The sequence below is a fragment of the Streptosporangium sp. NPDC020145 genome (assembly GCF_040631275.1).
GTDB lineage: Bacteria > Actinomycetota > Actinomycetes > Streptosporangiales > Streptosporangiaceae > Streptosporangium.
Genome location: NZ_JBEXZT010000011.1, coordinates 169,712 through 183,891 on the forward strand (window position 1 = coordinate 169,712; position 14,180 = coordinate 183,891).

The following is a 14,180-nucleotide window of genomic DNA, read 5'->3' on the forward strand; positions in this document are numbered from 1 at the left end:
GGTTCGGCTGGTCAGCCGACCAGGTGGTCACCTGGGATGTCGGTCTTCTCCGGGCTGTAGTAGTCCTTGATGCCGGTGGCCCAGACCGGGACGGGGATCTGGTCGGCGTCGGAGGGGCCGAAGGCGTCGAAGAGCGCGTGGATGTTCGCGGGCGCGAACCCGATGGCCGTCATGAGCGCCACGAAGTCGTCCCGCCCGATGAACCCGTCACCGTCCGGGTCGCCCAGCCTGGCCAGCGCCTCGGCGAAGTCACCGATGGCCTCGTCGAAGCGCTCCGGGGAGAGCACGCACGCGACGTACTCGTCGAAGCTGATGCGACCGTCGCGGTTGGCGTCCAGCTCGGCGGCCAGGGTCGTCCAGTAGCGCCGGAAGGCGGCCAGGATGGCGGCCTTGGCGACGTCGCCCGAGTCGGGGGAGGCCGCGATGACCCGGCTCGCCATGAGCTCGAAGTCACCGGCCTCCAGGTAGCCGGTGCCGTCGGCGTCGAGCAGGGTGAAGACGAGCCTCACCCGGTCAAGGGCCGCTTTCTGCATGCTCTGCCACCTTTCTTTCAGCGCCATTCATGAAAAGGCCAAGCCGGAGGCCGGACCGCACGCGATTATGCCACAACGTGACCACGCGTTTACCATCCGACCGATAACCAAGCGGGCCGAAGGAACAAATCCCCAAAATAGCAAATATCATGATCTACTATGCGGTTCCTCCTGGCGCACACTCCGACCAACGGGCATAATTTGCCCAGCTCAGAGCCCTGCTGACGACGGCCGTCCACTCAACGACGAGAGCCCCGAGGCCCTCTCCCGGAGAACCTCGCAATCACCATAAGCGAAATCACCTTTTCCATGATTTATCAGGACTTGCGGCTGTGATTCAACGCTGAAATTTTTTCATGTTTCACAGGGGTTCGAGAGGCGGCGATGAAATCGTCGGTCGGACGGGGGCGCCGAAACCGTCGGTGGGATGGTCTAGCGTGAGGGGAGCACGAAAAGGAGACTCACGTGACAACCCTGCCCAATCGCCCCAACACCGCCCTGCTGGTGATCGACGTCCAGAACGGCGTGGTCGCGGACGCGCACAACCGTGACGGTGTGATCGCGAACATCAACGACCTGGTCGACAGGGCCCGCGCGCAGGATGTGCCCGTGGTCTGGGTGCAGCACTCCGACGAGCATCTCCAGCGCGACAGCGACGAGTGGCGATACGTCCCCGAGCTCACCCGCCGTGACGCGGAGCCGCTGGTCCACAAGAACTACGGCGACTCCTTCGAGGCCACCGACCTTGAGGAGCTCCTGGCCGAACACGGCGTCGGCCATCTCGTCGTCACCGGCGCGCAGACCGACGCGTGCATCCGTTCGACCATGCACGGCGCCTTCACCCGTGGCTACGACGTGACACTGGTCGGCGACGCGCACACGACGGACGACGCGGGAGAGGGCCTGCCCTCCGCCGCGCAGGTCATCGCCCACACCAACCTCTACTGGTACTGGCAGAGCGCCCCCGGCCGCCACGCGTCGACCGTGGAGACCGCGAAGGTCACCTTCGACGCCACCTGACCTGCCCCCGGCGGCCAGGAGACGCCTCGGCTACCCGGGGCCGGGCTCGCGCGTTCCACTCCTGGGCCCGGAGGGGTGGAACGCGGGCCAGCCGAAGATCAGGGCATTAAGTGTTACTTTGTCCGCCATGTTCGACTGGCTCGGGGCGGCCCTGCTCATCGCCCTGCTGGTGGCGGCGATCGCCTGGCCCCTGCCGGCCGTGGCCGCCGCCGCGTTGGTGGTCAGCCTGCGGGTGTCCGCCGTACGCCGCCGCCGAGCCGGGCAGCCCGCCGCCTGGCGGACGCCAGCGTGGTGGGGCCGGGCCTGCGTCGCGGCGTTCCTGCTGGCCATGGCCGGTACCGGCGTTTTCGTCCAGGCGGACGACAGCTTCGGCAAGCTCGACGCCGACGATCCGCCTCGCTGTCCCGTCGGCGCGGACTGCGTACCCTCGACCTTCGCCGAGATGGCCGCGCACCAGGAGATCGTGCAGAAGTACGCCCTGGCCGGTGCGGTGATCACGACCGTGGCGGGGCTGGTGTGCCTGACCGTCTGCGTGATCCTGCTGCTCAGAAGGCGACGACACCGCGCCTGACGGCGAACGTCCGCCGGGGCGCGCCGGAGAGGGCTGGAACCCGTCGAACGCCTTCGCCGTCAAGACCGCGAGCGGGTAGGCCCTACCTGTCCGGTACCCTCGCGACTCCGGCCAGCATCCAGATCCGATCGCCCTGCTGCTCGGGCGGGATCTCAGCCTCCGGCCGCCAGTACGACGCCGGGACCAGCCCGGGCGCGACGAGTGCCAAGCCGCTGAACAGCTCTTCGATGCGTCGGCGGGGGCGGATCTCGACGGTCAGTCCGGCCGACCGGTACAGCCGCTGGATCTCCATCACTCCGTCGGCCCGGCTGGTGGTGTCGGTGGCGTGCGAGATCACCAGGTGGCTTCCCGGCGTCATGACCTCGCGGAAGGCCGCCACGATCGGTTCGGGCGAGGTGAGGAAATGCAGCACCGACGACATCAGTACGGCGACCGGCCGACTCCAGTCGATCAACAACCGGGTCCGGGGATCGTCGATGACCGTCCATGGCCGACGGATGTCCGCCTGGATCATCGCCGTGCGCTCACCGTCATCCAGCACCGTACGACCACGCTCGAACACGGCCGGGTCGTTGTCGACGTACACCACCCGCGCCTGCGGTCGCCTCTCGCGAGCCACCTGGTGAACATTGGGGTGGGTGGGCAGCCCCGTGCCCAGGTCGACGAACTGGTCGATCCCGGACTCACCGGCCAGGTAGCCAACCGCGCGCGCCAAGAACTCGCGGTTGGCTCGCGCGACCGGCTTGAGATCAGGCGCACGGCGCAGCAGGTCGTCGGCGGCTTCGTGATCGACCGCGTCGGTGCCCTCGCTGTCCAGGTAGGCGTTGTACAGCCGTGCCACGGTCGGTCCGTCAGCTGTCGTGTCCCGCCTGCGGGAGTCAGGCGGCCCGGGATGCCCCGGTAAGTCCTCACCGTCCACATGCCAACCTCACCGCGTGTCCCCAACAGGCCACAACTAGCGTCACGACCACATTTGCCGCCCCTCTCAACAAGCCGAAGCGTCGAGGAGGGCCTTGATGTCGGTTTCCCGGTAGCGGCGTTGGCGACTGGGGGTCCTGACCGAGGGGATCTTCCCGGTCAGCGCCCAGCGGTTGACGGTCTTCGGGTCCACGCCGAAGATCCGGGCGACCTCGCCGGGGGTGAGCAGCCGTTCGGTGGTGTCCGGCCCGGTGGAGAAGGTGCCGTCGGGGGCTACGGCCTTGAGCGGAGACATGAGGGCTCTCTTTCAGTAGCGGAGGGTGTGCAGGATCTGGTCATGCCGGGCCAGCGCCCTGGCCAGCCGGTGCAAGGTCGTACGGCCGAGCACGTCCCTGGCCCCGGCTCCGCGCTGGTCGAGGCGCAGGGGTTCGTAGCGGACGGCCCACCACCGGGGCAGTCCGGGCAGGTTCCGTTCCTCGTACCGCCAGGCGGGGTGGGTGCTGATGAGCAGGTCGATCAGGCGTCGCTCGTCGTCGGTCATGGTCGTCCTGGTTCGGAGGGCGGACAGGGAACACACGTCGTTCAGGCCGTGAGGTTCACGAAGTGAGGAGGGGGCGGGTGCCCGGCCCCGAGCCGGGGAGCACGGGCCGGGCACCCTGGAGGAGGACCGGCCTCCAGATACGGAGACCGGTGCGCCAGACGGCTCCCTCTTCCCCAGCACGCCCGTTTGTCCCGGCGCGCACGGGAACCGCCTTGCGAAGGTGTGCGGCCCAGACCCCTCCCGCCTGAGCCGCACGTTCATGGGTACGGCGAGCGACGGGTGGGATGACGTCCACGCCCGCCGTACCGGCTTCACGAGCGCAGAAGTCTGCGCAATGCCGTAGACCGGCTAGGCGCGATGGCCTGACCAGGACATACGGCCTGAACGACCCAGGCGGTTCGAGTCCGCAGAGCGCGGGCGACGGCGACGGCCTGGATGCTCGGCGGCACCACCGGAGGTGCCTGGGCGGTCAGCTTCCGCTCCAACTCCTCGACCGAGTCGGCCCGCACCAACAGCACGTTCCCGGGGTACGGCCTGCCGGGCAGAACACTCCGGTAGGCGCTCCACAAACCGGTCGTCGAGTTGTGGAAGACCAGCCAGCCGGAATGGGCCCGCTGTACGGCGTCGCAACTCTGACGCGCGATACCAACCGTCATGCCGCCCTCCCACCCGACGAACGTCGTCCCCCAGCGGACGCCGTCCCCTCACCTGACAAAGGCCGTCCCCCAGCGGACACCATCTCCCCGCCCGACGAAGGCCGTCCCCCAGCGGGCACCGTTTCCCCAGCCGACGAACCCCGCTCCTCACTGAGCTCCTCGGCGACCACCTCGTTCCGCGCCCCGGAAGGCGGACGACCCGTCCCACCCCTCCTGCGCCGAACCGGCGCCGGAGAAGGCCGCGACGCGAGCCGGATCGCCCGGATCATCTCGGCCTCCCGCATCCGTTCCTCCAACCCGTCTCCGGTGGGGTCCTCGACGATCACCGGCCGGGGGCCGTCCCAGGCGGCCACGGCGTAGAAACAGCGTCGTCCCAGGCTGTAGAGCACGGCCCAGTCCGCCCAGGCCTGGTCGATCCGCTCGGCCTCGGCCCGCGCTGGGCCGTCCCAGACCCGCCGATAGACCGGGGCGTACGGCTGGCCGTCACGGTGGCGTCCCGTCACGAGGTGACCTCCTCGACCAGAGCGACGCGGGCCCTCTCCTCCTGCTCGGCGACGATGGCCTGGATCTCCTCGAAGGTGTCGGCGTCCACCGCCGACTCGGCTCCGGCCCGTACGGCGGCGCGGGGGAAGAGGTGGTTGCGGAAGGCCCAGAACCGGCCCGCGTCACTGATGATCAACCGCCAGCCCGGGATCACCGGGCGGCCGGGGGTGCTGTGCATGATCTGGACCTCCAAGATCCGACCAGAGGCTTGTGCCGACAAGGTGATCACCGGCCGGGCCTGCCCTGCGGGACGACGAAGAAGGTGTGTGCCAGCCGGACGAACGCCGGGCCGACAAGCCGCCTGAGCCTGGGGAACGCGACATCGGCCGCCGCATCGAGGCGGCCGACCGCTCGCGGGCCGTACGCCGCCAGGCCGACACGCCCTCGTCCAGGTGATCCCCGACCGAAAAGCGCCAGGGAAGGGGCGCCGGATTCGCCGAAGCGGCGACGGCCGTACCGGCACAACGGGTGCGGCCTCCGGAGCGGCGACCGGCCTGTCCACAGGCACCGGCCCAGAAGCGCCGCCCTCCTCCACAGGACCATCCGGAACCACCGCAGCCGCCCCCGGCCCGGAATCCGCAGGGCCTTCCCGTACGGCGGTCGCGGCCACTCCCGGCTCAGGGGCAGGACGACGCCGACCAGGCACCAGCCCACAATCCGGGCCAGTCTCATCCACAGGACCGTCCGGTACGGCCTTCGCAGCCGGGGCCATCGCGGGCGCCTCAGGATCGGGGTCATGCTCGGGACGCCGCTGGGCGGGCACCAACGGGATCACCTCGGCGGGCGCCACTTCCACCGGAGGCCGAGGCGCGGGAAGAAGCTGTGGACCGTACTCGCGGCGGGCCTGGAGACGGGCGTTCATCAACAGCCCGGACGGCTGCGCGTACTCGTGCCCGTCCTGCTGCGAACAGCCATGGGCGTAGGGGGAATGGCCACAGCGGGCACATCCCATGGGCAAGGGGACGGCGTCACCGAAGCAGTCGCATCCGTTGCGGAAAGTGATCGACTCAAAGGTCGAAACACTAGGCTTGGTCACGGCTTGGGACTCCACTTCCTGATCTAAGGAGCCGCCTAGATAAAGCTGGGCGAGAGCTGCTCTAAAAGTGTCGTGTGACACTGGACGCTAGAGCAGGTCAGGAGGCCCGTCAAGCAGAATGGCCTACGACACTTAGATATGGTGGTTCGCGTGCAAATAGACCCGAATTCGCCCGCGCGTCGCATAGTTGCGGATATCCGGGCCGACATTATGGAAGGGCGCTTGTCCGAGGGCGCAAAACTGCCCTCCGTCCGCTACCTCTCCGACCGGTACGACGTTGCCCGCAGTACGGCAGCCAAGGCCCTGGTCATGCTCCAGGCAGAAGGCCTGGTCGTCACCCGTCACGGATCGGGTTCCTACGTCCGTGAATCGGACCCCATTCGACGCCTGGGACCAGACCGCTACGCACGCCACCGCTGGCAAAGAACCACCGTCGAAGTATTCGTCACCAGAAAGCCGGAAAGCGTCTCCGCCCAGCAGCAGGGACACCAGACGCAGAACGTCTCTCTGGTCGAAGCCGACGAAGACACAGCCACCGCCCTCGGCATCGAACCCGGTTCACCGGTCTACGAACGAGCCCGCGTCATGACCCGCGACGGCGCCCCCACGCACACCATGACCTCCTACTACCGCCCCGCCGACATCGAAGGCACACCCCTGACCGACCCCACACCCGGCATCGCCGGACAGTCCGGCGGATTCCAAGTCCTGACCGACCAGGGCCTTCCCCCACACCAGATCACCGAGGACATCTCCGCCCGAATGCCCACCACCGAGGAAACCCTGCTCCTCGACCTCCCCGCAGGCGAACCCGTCGTCGAAGTGCGCCGCACCACCCGCACCGCCGAAGGCCACGTCATCGAATACGCCCGAGGCATCCACTCGGCAAGCAGATTCACCTGGTCATACACCTTCGACATCCCCGACTGACCATCACGCGCAAGGGGCGACAACCGCGAAACCCTAGCCGAACGACCAGCCCGTCCAGCCGGTGATGTGGACCAGGATCACCGCGCCGGTCGGCGGCACCTCCCGATACTGTCCGTAACGGGCGATGAGCCGCTCCAACGCCCGGGCCCGCTCCGGCCCCTCTTCCCGGACCTGGGCACGTCCGTCCGCCCGCACCCACCACAACCGATCCCAGTCATCGTCGTACTCATCCACCAACAGCGAGACCTGCGGATTCGCCGCGATGTTCGCCAGCCGCCGCAGCCGTACCGTGGACTTCGGCTTGTGATCAACGGCAATCGCGATCACATCGTCAACGACCGCGAACGTGACCGGCACCAGATGAGGTCGACCATCATCACTCACCGTGGCCAAACGGGCCACCCGCGCCGTCTCAAACCGGGAACGAGCCTCTACGGGATCCAGTTTCACGCCTTCACCATGCCCTCATCACACGAATGGCAGCCCACTGTGAACCGCGTTCATTCGGAACTTCCACAGAGGAAAGGCACCAGCTCCGAGATGCCGTCGATATGCCAATCAGCCGGCCGATCCTTCGCCCACAGGTGCCCCCATGGGCCTCGCCTGATCAGGCACGTCCGCAAACCCGCCGCCCTGGCCGGAACGATGTCGTTGGCCGGATGGTCCCCCACGTAAACCGTCTCCTCCGGTGCCGCCCGGCCCAGCTCGACGACACGTCGGAAGAACTCCGGGTCCGGCTTCGCCACCCCCCACTCCTCCGAGACGGCGATCTCATCGGCGGGCAGGCCAAGGCCACGCACGAGATTCCCGGCCCTGACCGTCTGGTTACCGGCCACACACACCCGCACCCCTGCCTCCCGCAACGCCCGAAACCCCGGCCGCACATCGGGATACAGATCGCTCTCGTCAAGGAACTCCCCGCGTCCGGCCTCCTCCCGGGCCCGCCGCTCGGCATGCAAATCCACCCCGGGACGCAACAGCCGGATCGCCTCCGCGTTGTCCAGCCCCATCGCCGTCACCGCACCGACCAGAGCCGACAGAGTGTGCCGGGAAACCCCCAGCCAATCAGCCCAGGACGCCCAATAACGATCATCCCGAACAAGCGTCTCACCGATGTCGAACACCACAACCCTGATCACACCTGGCAGGGTAAGCCACCCCTCCAAGAACGGCCCGGAAGGCGTCGAGCCCCTCTGGCCCTGACCTTCATCCCTGCCCAGTGGCGCTCGTTCATCGGCCACGTGAACACCGGCGCCTTCGACGCCTGATCGCCTGCCCTCTCCGCAAGGCCCTGGCACCCTACGGCGCCAGGGCCTTGTCCATGTCAGGGGGGTTGCTCGCACCGTGGGAATCGGAAACGCTGGCTGACGGACGAAGGGCGCGTGCCCCACCCACGCCACCGGTGGGCCGCCTCCGAAGCGTTGAAAGTGGATGAGTCCGTGCTGTGGCCCGACGCGATACGTAACACGGTCAAAACCGGCCCGGACCGCGAGGTCCTGTCGGTCTACCCCTACCGATCCGCCTGCCCCAAAAGCGTGTGGCGTTCCCTGATCACCAACGCCACCTCAACCATCGTCCTGGCCGGATACACCAACTACTTCCTCTGGCTGGAACACCCCAACTTCGCCAAAGTCCTCAAACGTAAAGCCGAACAGGGCTGCCGCGTCCGCTTCCTCCTCGGCGACCCCGACAGCGACGTCACCCGCCGCCGCGAACAGGCCGAAGCCGTACCGCTGACCGTCTCCACCCGCATCCGCATCACCCTGGCCGAACTCGACCCCCTCAAGAACCTCTCCGGCATCGAGGCCCGCTTCGGCGACGAACACATCGCCCTGTCGGTCTTCCAGTTCGACGACGAAATGCTCGTCACCCCGCACCTGGCCAACCTCGTCGGCCACGACTCCCCGATGCTGCACCTCAAACGCCACCAGGACGACGGCCTCTACGACCGCTTCGCCTACCACGTCAACGAACTGTGGCAACGCGGCCGCGACATCTGGACCAACGAACCCGCCGCCCCCTGAACCCCCAGCAGGAGAGCCGCACGATGGCCGCACATTCGCGCTACCGGGACCTTGCCACGCAAATCCGGACACGGATCGAAGCAGGTGAGTGGGAACCCGGGGCCAGGCTGCCGCGCCTGGATGACTTCGCCGCGCAGTACGGCGCCAACCGCGACACCATCGGCCGGGCCATCGGCGTCCTGGAATCCGAGGGGTATGTCTGGGCGGTTCAGGGGCGAGGGATCATCGTCCGACACGGCATGATGCGACTGCGCAGACCACGCGGCAACCTCGTCAAACGCAACGTCGCCACCGACGGCCCCGGCTACTCCTTCCCCTCAGCAACCGGGCAGGAGGTCTGGAAACACCACGTCCCGCCCACGGTGTCCGCCGAGCCCCTGACCGATCCGCGTATCGCCAGGCTGCTCGGTGTCTCGCCCGGCACGACGGTGACCCGTCGCTTCCGTGTCACCGGCCCGCAGTCGGAGCCGCCGTTCCAGATCGCCGTCTCCTGGATCCACCCCCGCGGCCTGACCGACGCCCCCGACGTGACCGGCCAGGCCACCGGACCGGGCGACTGGCTGTACCGGCTGGAACAGGCCGGACACTGGCCCATCAGCTGGATCGAGTTCCACCGCGCCCGCATGCCCACCAAGGACGAGGCCGCCCTGCTGGAGATCCCCACCAGCCTGCCCGTCCTGGAGATCGTCCGCCAAGGCGTCTCCGGAGGCGACGACCAGCCCATCGAGGTCACCGAATACGTCGTGGCCAGCGACCGGGTGGAGACCGTACACGTCCTGCACCGCGACGAATCCGCCCAACCCCCCTGGCCCAACCCCACAGACGGTGACGGTGAGCGGCCATGACCCTCACCGCCCACGCCGCCACCCGGACCCACGTCGGCCGCGTCCGCCGCCGCAACGAGGACGCCGCCTACGCCGGAACCCACCTGTTCGCCGTCGCCGACGGCCTAGGCGGCCACCCCGCAGGCGACATCGCCGCCCAGACCGTGATCGACGTCCTCCGCCCCTACGACCGCCCGGCCGACGCCGCCGACCTACCCCACCTGCTCGGCGGCGCCATCCACACCGCCGGCGGGACCTTGCACGAGGCCGTCACCGCCGACCCCGCCCTGACCGGGATGGGCACCACCCTCGTGGCCCTGATGTGGTCGGGCACCACCGCCGTCGTGGCCAATGTCGGCGACTCGCGCGCCTACCTGCTGCCCGCCCACGCCACCCCCGGCACGCCGCTACGGCGCCTCACCGAGGACCACACCTACCGGAACCTCATCGCTGACGCCGAGGCCGTACCGAACCTGCCCGCCCGCATCTCCCGCTTCCTCGACGGCCGCCCCGAAGGACGCTCCCCCGACCTGACCACCCACACCCTCCATCCCGGCGACCGGTTCCTGCTGTGCTCGGACGGCCTCACCGAAGCCGTACCCGGCAAACTCCTCACCGAGGCCCTGCGCGCACCCGCCGACCCACCCCAGATCGCCGACCACCTCATCACCCTGGCCCTCGACCACGGCGGCCCCGACAACGTCACCGTGATCCTCATCGACATGAAACCCGCCCCCTGACCGCAGGCCATACCGACCCGTACGACGCCGGACCGTTGAACGAACCGTCTCTCGGCTGTCCGGCTGCCGCCGCTACGAACGCCGAGTGGACCGCTCGCATCCTTCATCGCCATCGCCGACTCACCACATAGGACACGGTCTTATGACTCCAAAGACAGGGGCCGATGATCGAGCGATCTGTGTTCCCTCCTGATCGCCTGAGAACCGACGCTTCGTTCCTCTGGACGATCAGGCCGGTGCGGGCGTCCTCGGATCAGGGTCGAGTACAGGTCACCCGGGCGAACAGGTCCAGCGGAACGGAGCCGTGGTTGGTGGCGCGCACGGTCCATCCGGTGGTCGTCGGGAACGACTCGTTGAAATCGACCGCCGGATTGCCCAGTCCGCCGCCCCCGGTCGGCACCTCACCGGGTCCGCACTCGACGTGGGCGGTGCCCGTGGCGCCCTGTGCCAGCCGGGTCGGACCGCTGGCGTAGGCGGTGTGGGGCGTGTCCGCGCACCGCACGTAGGTTTGCAGGATCACGAAGCGGGGGCCGTGGTTGGTGACCCGGCCGACCCACTGCTGGCCGATGTCGGACGACTGGCTGATGTAGGCCTGCCCGCTGTCGGACCCCGTACCGCGGGCTCCGGCGTTCGGTCCGCCGCCGGTGGCCACCTGTCCCGGGTCGCAGGTCGCGCGGACGATCGCCGTCTGCCCCGACGGCACGTTGACGAAGGTGCCGAACCGGGTCGTGTGGCGCTGGAGAGTGCAGATCGCCACGGGGGTGAAGGTCTGCGGCGTGTCGGTCTCGTTGTAGACGTCACCGACCCAGCTGATTCCGCTGGGCCATGTGGCGGTCAGGAACACCCCGTTGCTCGTGGTGAGCACGCCTCCTCCCGAGGGGAGCCGTCCTCCCTGGCAGGGGACGTTACTCGTGCCCGCCGAGTGCGGGCCCACGGTATGAGGGATGCCCACGGTGATCGTGTGCGGAGCCTGGGCGGGGACGGGTTCCGTGTCGGCCGAGGTCTCCCCGGCGCAAAGGACGGTGGCGAACAGAGCGCCGACGGCGCCGAGCGCGGCCAAGCGAAGACGGCCCACGGTTACTCCAGGTGATCAGTGAGGCGAGAATGCCAAGGTTGTCACGCCTCATACACACAAATCAAACACGCAGAGTAATTGAAATGGGTGGTGGCGACGGACGGCCCGCTCATCGGATTCGGCGTTCACCGGCAGCGGCCGCCCCGTGGTCGTCCACGCCCGGCCCGAGGTGAGGAAGACCGCCGTCTCGGCCACACCCCGAGGGGGCATGACGGACGGCGTGCGTCACAGACGGCGGCCGACGGTGAGGACGGCCAGCCAGTGGCGGGTCAGGCGGCCGTCCGGGCGTACGGCCAGCAGGCGGCGCACCTCCCCGTAGAGGTGTTCGCGCTTGGACGCCTGCATGGCGATGTGGCCGGAGAAGGTGTTCAGCAGCGCGATGTACTCCTCGGCGGTGTACTTCCGCGCCCACACGTGGCGTCGCGTCCCGACGACCGTGAACTGTCCGGAGTCCTCGAACTCGGCCGCGGTCGGGTCGGGCTGTTCCTCGGGCGTCGGTGGTGGCCAGGCCGCGCCGTCGCCCTCCCCCATCTCGTCGTAGACCCGCTGGATCTCGGTGAAGAAGGGGTCGAAGTCCTCGGGGAAGGCGTGCTGGGCGTCCCACACGGCCAGGTGGCCGCCGGAGGGCAGCAGGGCGGCGGCCCTGTCGTACTTCAGCCGGGGGTCGATCCACTTCCACGCGGTGGCCGCGTAGAGAAGGTCGAAGGGGGAGTCGTCCCCTGGCCGCCAGGTCTCGAACGGGGCGGTGACCACCGAGACGGCGGGGAAGTCGCGTAGTTCGCGCCGCGCCTCCCCGGCGAGGGCCGCGCCGAGCTCGACCGCCGTGATCCGGAAGCCCAGCCTCGCCAGGGGGATGGTGGCCTTTCCCGGGCCGCAGCCGACTTCGAGCAGGTTCGCGGGCGGTTCGATCCCCGTCATCGTGAGCAGGTCGGTGTACAAATCGACCGGATAGTCGGGACGCGCCCTCTGGTAGTCGGCGGCCACGGTGTCGAAGGTGGTTCGCAGGTGTTCTCGGGACATCTCCTCATTCTGGCGGACGCACCGGGGGTGGGAGAGCGCTCTTCCCCGAAGAAAACGTGAAGGCTAAAGGAAATGGCCGGCCGGGTGATTTTCCTGGGGCGCGGGGAAGGGGGAGGCGGCGCCGGGGAAAAGGGCTCCTCGGCCTGACTTCCGCACGCTCTGCTCCGCGCGCCCGGGAGAAGTGGGGTCACCTCCTCATGGAACGTTCCTGTCCGGAAACCGGACAGGTCATCACCCGAGGGCGTTGCAGCAGATTACCGACGTTTGGGGAGGTCAGGGGAGGGGCGGAGCGTCCTCCACATGCCAATCGGCGTCCGAGGATAAAAGTTGTCGCCACATGCACAGTCAGGGTCGGATGACAACGGACCCAAATGATTGACAGGGGCGCCGTTAAACACACGTACAGTGATCGTTAATGATCAAGGCGTGCTCAACGGACCACATAACCGCAGGTCAGAGGCCATTTTTGGACTCCCCGTTCAGCGGGCGAAAGCCCGCCCACAGCACCCGAGATGTCCGACATATATGCATATATCACCTTGTTTACAGCTTTCGGCGACGAAGGTGTTGACGGTGACACCGCCGTCGGAATACTCTCCGGAACGTCAAGAGCGCTCTTAACCGTCCCTCAACGAAGCGTTCATCACCCAGCGGCGTCTTCGGTTACGCAGAATTAGTTTTCCGCACCCAGAAAACATGCGAACAAGGAATGTAAAAGTGTTTCCCATAACCGTCTTCGGGGCCACAGAGGAAAGTCAGAAGATCTCATGATAAGGCCCGTCGTGGCCATTACCGGAGGTGCCGGATTTCTCGGCTCGCATCTCTGCGAGCGATTTCTGGCCGAGGGGTACCAGGTCATCTGCATTGACAACTTCCTCACCGGGGCCGTCGCCAACGTCGAACACCTCATGACCGACGGACACTTCCGCCTGGTACGCGCGGACGTCTCCGAGCATCTGGCCGTTGTGGGAAGGGTGGACGCCGTCCTCCACTTCGCCTCCCCCGCCTCGCCCATCGACTATCTCCGGCTCCCCATCGACACGCTGCGGGTCGGCTCGAACGGCACGTACAACGCCCTCGAACTGGCCAGGGAGAAGGGCGCGCGGTTCGTCCTCGCCTCGACCTCCGAGGCGTACGGCGACCCGCAGGTCCACCCGCAGCCGGAGACCTACTGGGGCAACGTGAACCCGGTCGGCCCGCGTGGTGTCTACGACGAGGCCAAGCGCTTCGCCGAGGCCATGACCATGGCCTTCCACAGGGCGCACGGTGTGGACACCGCGATCCTGCGGATCTTCAACACGTTCGGTCCGAGGATGCGGCCCTTCGACGGCCGCGCGATCCCGACGTTCGTCAGGCAGGCGCTGCTCGGCGAGCCGATCACGGTCGCCGGGGACGGCAGCCAGACCAGGTCGATCTGCTACGTGGACGATCTGGTCGAGGGAGTCTTCCGGGTGCTCAACTCGGACATGCCCGGCCCGGTCAACATCGGCAACCCGCACGAGATCTCCATGCTCGACCTCGCCGAGTGGATCAGGGAGCTCACCGGCACCGCCTCGCAGGTCACGTTCGTGCCCCGGCCGCAGGACGACCCCGAGATCCGCCGTCCCGACATCACGCTCGCCACGACCCGGCTCGGCTGGGCGCCGAGGACGCCGGTCGAGCAGGGGCTGCGGCAGACCATCGCCTGGTTCCAGGAGCATCCGCGGCTGTGGAGCGTCGAGAACCTGGCCGGAGCGGTCTCCTAGGACG

Annotated in this window: 19 protein-coding genes; 8 read left to right on the forward strand and 11 right to left on the reverse strand. The window is 68.0% G+C overall.

Annotation, left to right across the window (positions count from 1 at the left end):
• Positions 1 to 11 precede the first annotated feature (11 nt).
• On the reverse strand, positions 12 to 533 hold the full coding sequence (locus tag ABZ463_RS21785) for an EF-hand domain-containing protein (protein ID WP_362778373.1): 522 nt from the start codon (positions 531 to 533) through the stop codon (positions 12 to 14).
• A gap of 465 nt (positions 534 to 998) precedes the next feature.
• On the opposite strand from ABZ463_RS21785, the gene ABZ463_RS21790 reads away from it, so the two are divergent.
• Together ABZ463_RS21790 and ABZ463_RS21795 are read left to right on the forward strand one after the other, a co-directional pair.
• A complete protein-coding gene (locus tag ABZ463_RS21790) occupies positions 999 to 1,553 on the forward strand; it encodes an isochorismatase family protein (protein WP_352015950.1) in 555 nt (184 codons plus the stop codon).
• Positions 1,554 to 1,680: 127 nt separating this feature from the next.
• Entirely contained in the window at positions 1,681 to 2,124 is a 444-nt protein-coding gene (locus ABZ463_RS21795) for a hypothetical protein (RefSeq protein WP_362778375.1), read from the forward strand.
• 82 nt (positions 2,125 to 2,206) lie between these two features.
• Here the strand turns inward: ABZ463_RS21795 and ABZ463_RS21800 are convergent, their stop codons facing one another.
• The 6 genes from ABZ463_RS21800 to ABZ463_RS21825 all read right to left on the reverse strand — a co-directional run bounded on the left by ABZ463_RS21800 (position 2,207) and on the right by ABZ463_RS21825 (position 4,960).
• A complete protein-coding gene (locus ABZ463_RS21800) occupies positions 2,207 to 3,043 on the reverse strand; it encodes an SAM-dependent methyltransferase (protein WP_352015948.1) in 837 nt (278 codons plus the stop codon).
• Between the two features lie 66 nt (positions 3,044 to 3,109).
• Positions 3,110 to 3,337 carry a BldC family transcriptional regulator gene (locus ABZ463_RS21805; RefSeq protein WP_352015947.1) on the reverse strand — a complete coding sequence of 76 codons (228 nt, stop codon included), beginning with the start codon at positions 3,335 to 3,337 and terminating at the stop codon, positions 3,110 to 3,112.
• Positions 3,338 to 3,349: 12 nt separating this feature from the next.
• Entirely contained in the window at positions 3,350 to 3,583 is a 234-nt protein-coding gene (locus ABZ463_RS21810; RefSeq protein WP_352015946.1) for a hypothetical protein, read from the reverse strand.
• Positions 3,584 to 3,894: 311 nt separating this feature from the next.
• Positions 3,895 to 4,239, reverse strand: coding sequence for a hypothetical protein (locus tag ABZ463_RS21815; RefSeq protein WP_352015945.1), 345 nt, complete (start codon positions 4,237 to 4,239; stop codon positions 3,895 to 3,897).
• Complete coding sequence (locus ABZ463_RS21820) at positions 4,236 to 4,742, reverse strand: hypothetical protein (RefSeq protein WP_362778380.1); 507 nt, start codon at positions 4,740 to 4,742, stop codon at positions 4,236 to 4,238. The genes ABZ463_RS21815 and ABZ463_RS21820 overlap by 4 nt, the downstream gene beginning before the upstream one ends.
• A complete protein-coding gene (locus tag ABZ463_RS21825) occupies positions 4,739 to 4,960 on the reverse strand; it encodes a hypothetical protein (RefSeq protein WP_362778382.1) in 222 nt (73 codons plus the stop codon). The genes ABZ463_RS21820 and ABZ463_RS21825 overlap by 4 nt, the downstream gene beginning before the upstream one ends.
• Positions 4,961 to 5,046: 86 nt before the next feature.
• Here ABZ463_RS21825 and ABZ463_RS21830 point away from each other — a divergent pair, with 86 nt between their 5' ends.
• Together ABZ463_RS21830 and ABZ463_RS21835 are read left to right on the forward strand one after the other, a co-directional pair.
• Positions 5,047 to 5,178 (forward strand): hypothetical protein, encoded by a 132-nt coding sequence (locus ABZ463_RS21830; RefSeq protein WP_362778384.1) that lies wholly within the window; start codon positions 5,047 to 5,049, stop codon positions 5,176 to 5,178.
• Positions 5,179 to 5,968: 790 nt separating this feature from the next.
• Positions 5,969 to 6,748: a GntR family transcriptional regulator gene (locus tag ABZ463_RS21835; protein WP_352014348.1), complete on the forward strand. Its 780-nt coding sequence runs from the start codon at positions 5,969 to 5,971 to the stop codon at positions 6,746 to 6,748.
• Positions 6,749 to 6,781: 33 nt separating this feature from the next.
• Here ABZ463_RS21835 and ABZ463_RS21840 read toward each other — a convergent pair whose 3' ends face one another.
• Both ABZ463_RS21840 and ABZ463_RS21845 read right to left on the reverse strand, forming a co-directional pair.
• Positions 6,782 to 7,192, reverse strand: coding sequence for a TIGR03668 family PPOX class F420-dependent oxidoreductase (locus ABZ463_RS21840; RefSeq protein ID WP_352014538.1), 411 nt, complete (start codon positions 7,190 to 7,192; stop codon positions 6,782 to 6,784).
• A gap of 56 nt (positions 7,193 to 7,248) precedes the next feature.
• On the reverse strand, positions 7,249 to 7,887 hold the full coding sequence (locus ABZ463_RS21845) for an HAD family hydrolase (RefSeq protein WP_352014349.1): 639 nt from the start codon (positions 7,885 to 7,887) through the stop codon (positions 7,249 to 7,251).
• Positions 7,888 to 8,187: 300 nt separating this feature from the next.
• On the opposite strand from ABZ463_RS21845, the gene ABZ463_RS21850 reads away from it, so the two are divergent.
• The 3 genes from ABZ463_RS21850 to ABZ463_RS21860 are packed head-to-tail and all read left to right on the forward strand — an operon-like array spanning position 8,188 to position 10,336.
• Positions 8,188 to 8,772 carry a hypothetical protein gene (locus ABZ463_RS21850; protein WP_362778387.1) on the forward strand — a complete coding sequence of 195 codons (585 nt, stop codon included), beginning with the start codon at positions 8,188 to 8,190 and terminating at the stop codon, positions 8,770 to 8,772.
• 23 nt (positions 8,773 to 8,795) lie between these two features.
• Positions 8,796 to 9,617, forward strand: coding sequence for a GntR family transcriptional regulator (locus ABZ463_RS21855; RefSeq protein ID WP_362778389.1), 822 nt, complete (start codon positions 8,796 to 8,798; stop codon positions 9,615 to 9,617).
• Positions 9,614 to 10,336 carry a protein phosphatase 2C domain-containing protein gene (locus ABZ463_RS21860; protein ID WP_362778391.1) on the forward strand — a complete coding sequence of 241 codons (723 nt, stop codon included), beginning with the start codon at positions 9,614 to 9,616 and terminating at the stop codon, positions 10,334 to 10,336. Before ABZ463_RS21855 ends, ABZ463_RS21860 begins: the two co-directional genes overlap by 4 nt.
• Positions 10,337 to 10,589: 253 nt before the next feature.
• On the opposite strand, the gene ABZ463_RS21865 is transcribed toward ABZ463_RS21860, so the two are convergent.
• Positions 10,590 to 11,411 (reverse strand): hypothetical protein, encoded by an 822-nt coding sequence (locus ABZ463_RS21865; protein ID WP_362778393.1) that lies wholly within the window; start codon positions 11,409 to 11,411, stop codon positions 10,590 to 10,592.
• Positions 11,412 to 11,636: 225 nt separating this feature from the next.
• Complete coding sequence (locus ABZ463_RS21870) at positions 11,637 to 12,431, reverse strand: methyltransferase domain-containing protein (protein WP_362778396.1); 795 nt, start codon at positions 12,429 to 12,431, stop codon at positions 11,637 to 11,639.
• Between the two features lie 767 nt (positions 12,432 to 13,198).
• Here ABZ463_RS21870 and ABZ463_RS21875 point away from each other — a divergent pair.
• Positions 13,199 to 14,176: a UDP-glucuronic acid decarboxylase family protein gene (locus ABZ463_RS21875; protein WP_352014354.1), complete on the forward strand. Its 978-nt coding sequence runs from the start codon at positions 13,199 to 13,201 to the stop codon at positions 14,174 to 14,176.
• Positions 14,177 to 14,180: the final 4 nt, after the last annotated feature.

Bases quoted from the DNA above. Each gene is read 5' to 3' on its own strand.
- ABZ463_RS21795 (WP_362778375.1), top strand. From the start codon at position 1,681: ATGTTCGACTGGCTCGGGGCGGCCCTGCTCATCGCCCTGCTGGTGGCG.
- ABZ463_RS21875 (WP_352014354.1), top strand. From the start codon at position 13,199: ATGATAAGGCCCGTCGTGGCCATTACCGGAGGTGCCGGATTTCTCGGC.
- ABZ463_RS21860 (WP_362778391.1), top strand. From the start codon at position 9,614: ATGACCCTCACCGCCCACGCCGCCACCCGGACCCACGTCGGCCGCGTC.
- ABZ463_RS21870 (WP_362778396.1), bottom strand. From the start codon at position 12,431: ATGTCCCGAGAACACCTGCGAACCACCTTCGACACCGTGGCCGCCGAC.
- ABZ463_RS21855 (WP_362778389.1), top strand. From the start codon at position 8,796: ATGGCCGCACATTCGCGCTACCGGGACCTTGCCACGCAAATCCGGACA.
- ABZ463_RS21825 (WP_362778382.1), bottom strand. From the start codon at position 4,960: ATGCACAGCACCCCCGGCCGCCCGGTGATCCCGGGCTGGCGGTTGATC.
- ABZ463_RS21815 (WP_352015945.1), bottom strand. From the start codon at position 4,239: ATGACGGTTGGTATCGCGCGTCAGAGTTGCGACGCCGTACAGCGGGCC.
- ABZ463_RS21785 (WP_362778373.1), bottom strand. From the start codon at position 533: ATGCAGAAAGCGGCCCTTGACCGGGTGAGGCTCGTCTTCACCCTGCTC.
- ABZ463_RS21810 (WP_352015946.1), bottom strand. From the start codon at position 3,583: ATGACCGACGACGAGCGACGCCTGATCGACCTGCTCATCAGCACCCAC.
- ABZ463_RS21805 (WP_352015947.1), bottom strand. From the start codon at position 3,337: ATGTCTCCGCTCAAGGCCGTAGCCCCCGACGGCACCTTCTCCACCGGG.